This window comes from Gammaproteobacteria bacterium (assembly GCA_028817255.1).
GTDB lineage: Bacteria > Pseudomonadota > Gammaproteobacteria > Porifericomitales > Porifericomitaceae > Porifericomes > Porifericomes azotivorans.
The window spans coordinates 1-6,121 of record JAPPQA010000086.1; the positions used below are offsets into that span (position 1 = coordinate 1).

General features: G+C 68.7%; 5 protein-coding genes. All 5 read left to right on the forward strand.

The window, feature by feature from the left end:
- Nucleotides 1-123 precede the first annotated feature (123 nt).
- Genes OXU43_04000 through OXU43_04020 form a run of 5 tightly spaced genes read left to right on the forward strand, consistent with a single transcriptional unit; the run spans nucleotide 124 to nucleotide 6,000 of the window.
- On the forward strand, nucleotides 124-1,335 hold the full coding sequence (locus OXU43_04000) for a MotA/TolQ/ExbB proton channel family protein (GenBank protein ID MDD9824318.1): 1,212 nt from the start codon (nucleotides 124-126) through the stop codon (nucleotides 1,333-1,335).
- Complete coding sequence (locus tag OXU43_04005; GenBank protein ID MDD9824319.1) at nucleotides 1,332-1,892, forward strand: hypothetical protein; 561 nt, start codon at nucleotides 1,332-1,334, stop codon at nucleotides 1,890-1,892. The genes OXU43_04000 and OXU43_04005 overlap by 4 nt, the downstream gene beginning before the upstream one ends.
- A complete protein-coding gene (locus OXU43_04010) occupies nucleotides 1,889-3,562 on the forward strand; it encodes a hypothetical protein (GenBank protein ID MDD9824320.1) in 1,674 nt (557 codons plus the stop codon). Before OXU43_04005 ends, OXU43_04010 begins: the two co-directional genes overlap by 4 nt.
- Nucleotides 3,559-5,160, forward strand: coding sequence for an SUMF1/EgtB/PvdO family nonheme iron enzyme (locus OXU43_04015; GenBank protein ID MDD9824321.1), 1,602 nt, complete (start codon nucleotides 3,559-3,561; stop codon nucleotides 5,158-5,160). The genes OXU43_04010 and OXU43_04015 overlap by 4 nt, the downstream gene beginning before the upstream one ends.
- Nucleotides 5,161-5,184: 24 nt before the next feature.
- Nucleotides 5,185-6,000: a nuclease-related domain-containing protein gene (locus OXU43_04020; GenBank protein ID MDD9824322.1), complete on the forward strand. Its 816-nt coding sequence runs from the start codon at nucleotides 5,185-5,187 to the stop codon at nucleotides 5,998-6,000.
- Nucleotides 6,001-6,121 lie beyond the last annotated feature (121 nt).

The window sequence follows — 6,121 nt, forward strand, 5'->3', positions numbered from 1 at the left end:
GGCCATGCGCCGGGAAGCGGCGGCTGAGAAAGCGGCGGCGCGGCATCCGATGCGGGCCCGGAATCCATCCGGGGCGCCCGCCCGCGGCGTGGCGGCGCCCCTGAAGCACTGGAGGAAATCACGATGAGCACTGGCACGACAAACCCGACGCAATCCTGGCGCGAGATGATCCCGGCGCCGCTGAGGCAATGGCTGCCGTCCGCAGGGGCGGCGGCAGGCGGCGAGGCGGCGGGCGGCGAGGCGGCGGGCGGCGAGGCGGCGGGCGGCGAGGCGGCGGGGGCCAGACAGACGGGCCTGGCCGTGGCGCTGACCGGCTGCGCGCTGTTCCCCGCCACGGGGGCCGGGCTGGCCTTCGCGCTGGCGCTGTCGCTGCCCTCCGGCCTGGCGCTGGGGGCGCTGCTGGCCGTGCTGGTGTGGACGGGGCATCGCTGGGGCGGCGCCGGCGGCGCCCGCAGGCTGGCCCAGGCGGGCGCGCTGCTGGGGCTGGCGGCGGTAACCGCGGCGGCAATTTACAAGATGGCGCCGGCCTGGTCGCAGGAGGGCGCGGTGGACCTGGTGGGCGCCGCGCCGCTGCCGGCGCTGGCGCTGGCGCTGTACGCCTTCTACCTGTACGCCAACCGGATCGGCGACCCCGGCGAGGCGCATATCCTGTCGCGGCGCCTGGAACGGGTCTTCTCCGGCCCGCCGCTGGCGCTGACGCTGCTGATGGCCGCGGTGCTGGCCACCTTCCTGCTGCTGGGGCTGCATTACCTGCGCGGCCACGACACGGGCGACTTCCTGGCCGTCAAATTCCTGGAGCGGGGCACGATCCCGCCCCTGACGCTGTTCCTGTTCTGCTGGGGCCTGTTGATGATCCTGAACAAGTTTCTGGTGCTGTGGCGCGAGCAGCGGGCCTTCGCCGGCGGCCACGACCGCTCCGTGCTGCTGGCCAGCTTCCGCTACCTGCGCCGCGAACACACCGCCCGCGGCCTGGAGTACTTTTTGGAATTGCTGTGGAAGAAGTCCACCGACTTCTACACCCTGCCGCGCTACATCAACTGGGCCATTCCCATCCTCGGCTTTATCGGCACGGTGCTGGGCATATCCCTGGCCGCCGAGGGCATCCAGTCCATCATCGGCGCCCAGGGCGGGCTGTCGCAGATGTCGGCGGATCTGGGCAAGGCCATCTCGCCGCTGGGGATCGCCTTCGACACCACGCTGATCGCGCTGTCGCTCAGCGTCACCCTGGTGTTGATCCAGACCGCGCTGCAACGCTGGGAGGACAACGTGCTGATTGACGTGGAACACCGGCTGCGGATCATGGAGGAACAGGCGCAAGGCGAAGCGCCGGCATGAGGCGCAGCGGCTTTATCGGCGATCAGGAGGAGAACAACGCCCCCATGATCGAGATCTTCGGCGGCGTGTTCGCGCTGCTGCTGGTGCTGTTCCTGCTGATGAACCTGCTGTCGCAGGCCAGCCTGCGGGAACGGCTGGAGCAGGCCTCCGAAGAGGGCGCGTACAAGGTGGGCTGGGGCGCCAGCGGCGCCGGCTTCGTGGTCATCGCCTATCCCGACCGCATCCACATCATCGAGACCGGCGAGGCGGCGGCGAAGGGCGCCGTCTGCGCGCCGGACAGTCCCTACATACCCTATGCCCAGCGCGTCTATGGCGGCGACAAACAGCAACTGATCTTCGCCATCCTGGAAGGCGGAGTGGCGACCATGGCCGAGGCGCGCAACTGCCTGCGCTCGCTGACGGCGCACAAGGGGCAGGAGGTCACCATCGGCTGGATCATTGCCGACAACGAGCTGCTGAAATCCGTCTCCATCGGCGACATCCCGCCGCACATCCAGGAGATCGTCGGGCCGGGCGCCCAGGGGGCGCCGCCGCTGCAAGCGCCCGTGGCGCCGTGAACCGGCCGCGGGAAAAGGCCCTGCTGCCCGGCTTCGCCGGCGTGGCGCTGGCGGACATCCTGGCCAACGGCGTGGCGATGGTGATCATCCTCATCGTGATCACCGTCAGCATCCGCAACGCCAGGGAGCGGGAACGGCTGGAACAAGTGCAGGACCTGTCCGTGCTGCTGAGCCGGGAACTGGCGACCTCGGTGGTGATGAACGCCCTGCCCTCCAGTCCGCCCTCGGTGCTGCACGACTACCAGCGCTCGCCGCTGGACCAGAACCCGCAGCACTCCATCATGCCGATCGTCGGGCTGCACCGCGAGGGCGTGCGCAACCGCTACACCGGCGAAGTCTGGCCGCGCCGCGAGCTGCTGTTGCAGGACAACGGCTTCGACCGCTATCTGCAAAGCTTCAACCAGGATCAGCGGCGCCGCATGCGGCTGGACGTGCACAGCATTCGCAATTTTTACCTGGCCATGTCCATCCTCAAGTCGCACGGCATCCGGCCCCTGCACTGGCACTTTTACGGCGAGGAGACCATCGAGGAGCGGACGGCGCTGGCCGGCGGCGGCAAGTCGGCGGGCGAAAGATTCGAGGGCGAAGAACGGCAGCGGCAACGGCGCCTCGGCAGGGGCGCCGCCGACGGCGACAATGTGGCCCGGGGCCGCAGAGGCGGCCCGCGCCTGCCCGCCGGCGCCCGCTGGCGGCCCAGGGACGGCGCCACCGCCTATCCCCTGGTGGAGGAGGAACCGGGGGACGGGCGCACCGCGGTCCAGGGCTTCGCGGGCCGCCCCGGGCAACAGCAGCGAAGCTTTCGGTTGCGGCTGCCGACGCCGGAAACGAGCACGGGAAGACACGCCATGCCGTTGCAGCCCGGGGAACCCATAGACGCGGCGCTGATCCTGGTGGCCCTGTACCGATTGCTGGAGGACATCCAGCGCCGCACCAACGCCGGAGAGTACGGCGCCCTGGCCGGCACCCATCTGGAACGGGCCCTGGCGGAACTGTTTGCGCTGCCCTTCGACGGGGCGGAATGGGAGCGGGCCGAGGCCATGGTGCGCAGCTTGCAAGAGCCCCTGCCCCCGCCGCCGGGGGGAGTCGCCGTACAGAGGACGGTCACCGACGGCGTCAGCGCGCTGCAACTGGAGGCCGACGCGCAACAGCTGCGGACGGTGATTCGGGAGCACCGCCCGCGGGGCGCGCCGGAGAACGAGCCGGAGCAGACGCCGGACGCCGGGGACCGCGGCGGCGGGAAGGCCATCGCAGAGGCCGTCGCCGGGACCGCCGCCGACGCCGGCGCCGACCCCGGCGACACGGCGGCGGAGGTGCAGTTGCGGATGGGGCAATGGCCGGCCATCTATCAGGGCCTTACCGTCCCCCTGCACCACGGCGGGCTGGCGCTGCTGGCCCCCGGGCAGGAGCGCCCGCAAGAGTGGCGCTGGCGCCTGGTGACCCTGACCGACCGGACGCTGTTCGAGGGGACGGTGGGCTTCGTCTATGCCGCCCTGGACCCGGACGGCAAGCTGCTGCTGGCCGGGGAAGAGAACGGCATCACGGTGAACGGCCAGCCGTTGCGCACGGAGCGCCCCGTGCAGCCGCTGCGCGGCGAGCGGCTGTTGCTGGTGCTGTACGCGCTGCTGGTGGCCTTCGTGCTGGCCATGCTGGCGCGGCGGTTTCGCAGGTGAAGCGCGCGAAGCGCAGCCCCCTGGATACGCTGCTGCCGGTGCTGGTGGTGGCCGTCGCCCTGGCCACCGGCTACCTGGAGTTGCGTCCGTGGCTGGCGGCGCCGGACACGGTGCTGGTGTCCCTGGCGCCGCCGCCGCGGCAAGACGGCGCGGCGGGCGCGGCGGCGTTGCACCCTCTGGACCGCGTCCTGCTGGACCAGCGCAGTTTCTTCGAGTACGACACGTCGCTGAACCAGGCCCTGAACCGCGCCGACGAAGGCACGGAGATCGGGATCCTGTGGGCGGACGCCTGCGAAGTGTCCCAGGGGGCGTTCCGCAGATTCGCCCAATGGCTGGATTTCCAGCCGCCGGAGTTCAGGCGCACATTGCTGCTCCCCGGCCAGCCGGGAGGCTGGAAATACGACAGCGATACGCGCCAGCACCGCATCTCCGGGCGGCTGAACGCCCCCGCCAGCGGCGTAAGCTACTACGACGCTCACGCCTACTGCCGCGCCGCGGGCGGGCGCCTGCCCACCGCCGGGGAATGGCATGCGCTGGCGGCGGGCCAGAAAGGCAGGCTGTACCCATGGGGCGACGCCTTCGACGACGGACCCTGGCCCTACCTGGATCCGCTGCTCAACTCGGCCCAGCCCTGCGGCCTGCACTCGCGGACCGACACGCCCGAGGGCGCGCACGACCTGGGCAACGGCGTGTCCGAGTGGAGCAGCGGCCGGGACGGAGAGCCGACGATCCACGGCGGCAACGGCTGGGACCGCCCCTACGCGCTGCACTCCTTATCCCTGGCATACCGCGCCGCGGCCCCCAGACACCGCTCCGCGCACCTGGGCTTTCGCTGCTTCTACGATGTCGCGCCCGCCGCCACCCCCTGGCGCATGGCGCCCCGCGTCTTGCAGTTGACGCCCGGGCGCTACCCGCCGGCCGTGCCGCGGGAGGCGCGAGTGCCCCGCCTGCTGGCCTACCTGCCCCCCGAAGACCTGTCCCTGCTGCCCGTGATGGTGCGCGACCGGCAACAGACGCCCCGGCGGCTGGCCGTAATGCGCCACGAGGTAACCCGCGAGGAATACGCCCGCTTCCTGCGCGATCCCCTGGTGCATTGGCGGCTGTATGCCGATCCGGAGGAGCCCCTGGACCACGATTACACGCCCCTGAACTGGCGGCGGCAGCTGCGCCGCCCGCACCGCCCCGTAACCGGCGTGGACTGGTGGTCCGCCCACGCATTCGCCCGCTGGGCCGGCGGCCGGCTGCCGCTGGCCCGCGAGTGGGTCATGGTCGCCGCCGGCGAACGCGGCAGCGTTCTGCCCTGGGGGGACCGCTATGCCGACGGGCGCGCCGTCACCTTCGAGGCCGGCAGGACGCGGCCGCAGAGGGTGGGCGCCGCGCCCCGGGACCGCACCGACAGCGGCGTCATGGACATGGCGGGCAACGTCTCCGAATGGACCGCCAGTTACCGCATCGGCGCCCAGGGCTACTCCATGGTAACCAAGGGCGGCAACTTCATCCTGCCCGGCAAGGAGACCGCGCGGGCCAGCTTCAGCAATGAGGCGCCGCCCGGCTACCGTTCTCCCGCCCTGGGCTTTCGAGTCGTATTCGACCGCTGAGCGAGAAAAGACGATTTCTCCAACATGGAAATCAGGCTGAAAAAGAAGCGAGGGAAAGATTGGCCGCTAAAAGACGAGCCACTGCGAAATCCCGGCCAGTCCCTGGATGAACAGATTGCTGACCTAATTGATACTGCAGTAATGTGGACTATTGCAGTGGGAATATTCGGTACGGCAACTCTGTTTAGGTGGATTGATTGGTATGCCCCTCCTCCGTGGCCGCCGCAAAAACCCATCTTTCTTACCGTTATCTTTGGTGCCCTCTTTGCTTGCGCTTGGTGGAAAGCGCACAGGATTATGAAAAAAGTCCGCCGTGTGAAGCTCGGCCGAGCCGGCGAGAAGGCCGTCGGTCAGGAATTGGAAAAATTGCGCGAAAGAGGGTATCGAGTCTTTCACGACATATTGGCGGACAAGTTCAATGTAGATCACGTCATTATCGGTCCCGGCGGCATTTTCGCGGTAGAGACGAAGACCCGCAGCGTCCCGCGCGGCAAGCGCGCCGAAGTGAGATTCGATGGCCAAAAATTGACGTGCAATGACAAGACCATGGACAGGGATCCGATCAAGCAAGCGAAAGCCCAGGCCGTCTGGATACACGACATTCTCGAGGAGAGCACCGGGCGATCTTATTTCGTAAAGCCCGTGCTCGTGTTCCCCGGATGGTGGGTAGCGCCCACGGAAAATAATCTCTACGATTTGTGGGTTCTTAACCCAAAGGCATTGCCAATCTTCATCGAAAAAGAGCCGAAAAAATTAAGCGACGAGGATATCAAGCTGGCGGCATATCACCTCTCCCGTTACATTCGGGCATCCGAGCGCTACGCTCGGATACGCTTGTGATGTCCGTTGCGGAGGCATAAGAGGGCGGCCTGAGTGCCGTATGTCTCCGATCCGATGCGGCCCCCCGCATCACTCCCCCCTTGAGGGGGCGCCGGCAAGACGAGGGCGCAAGCCCGAAGTC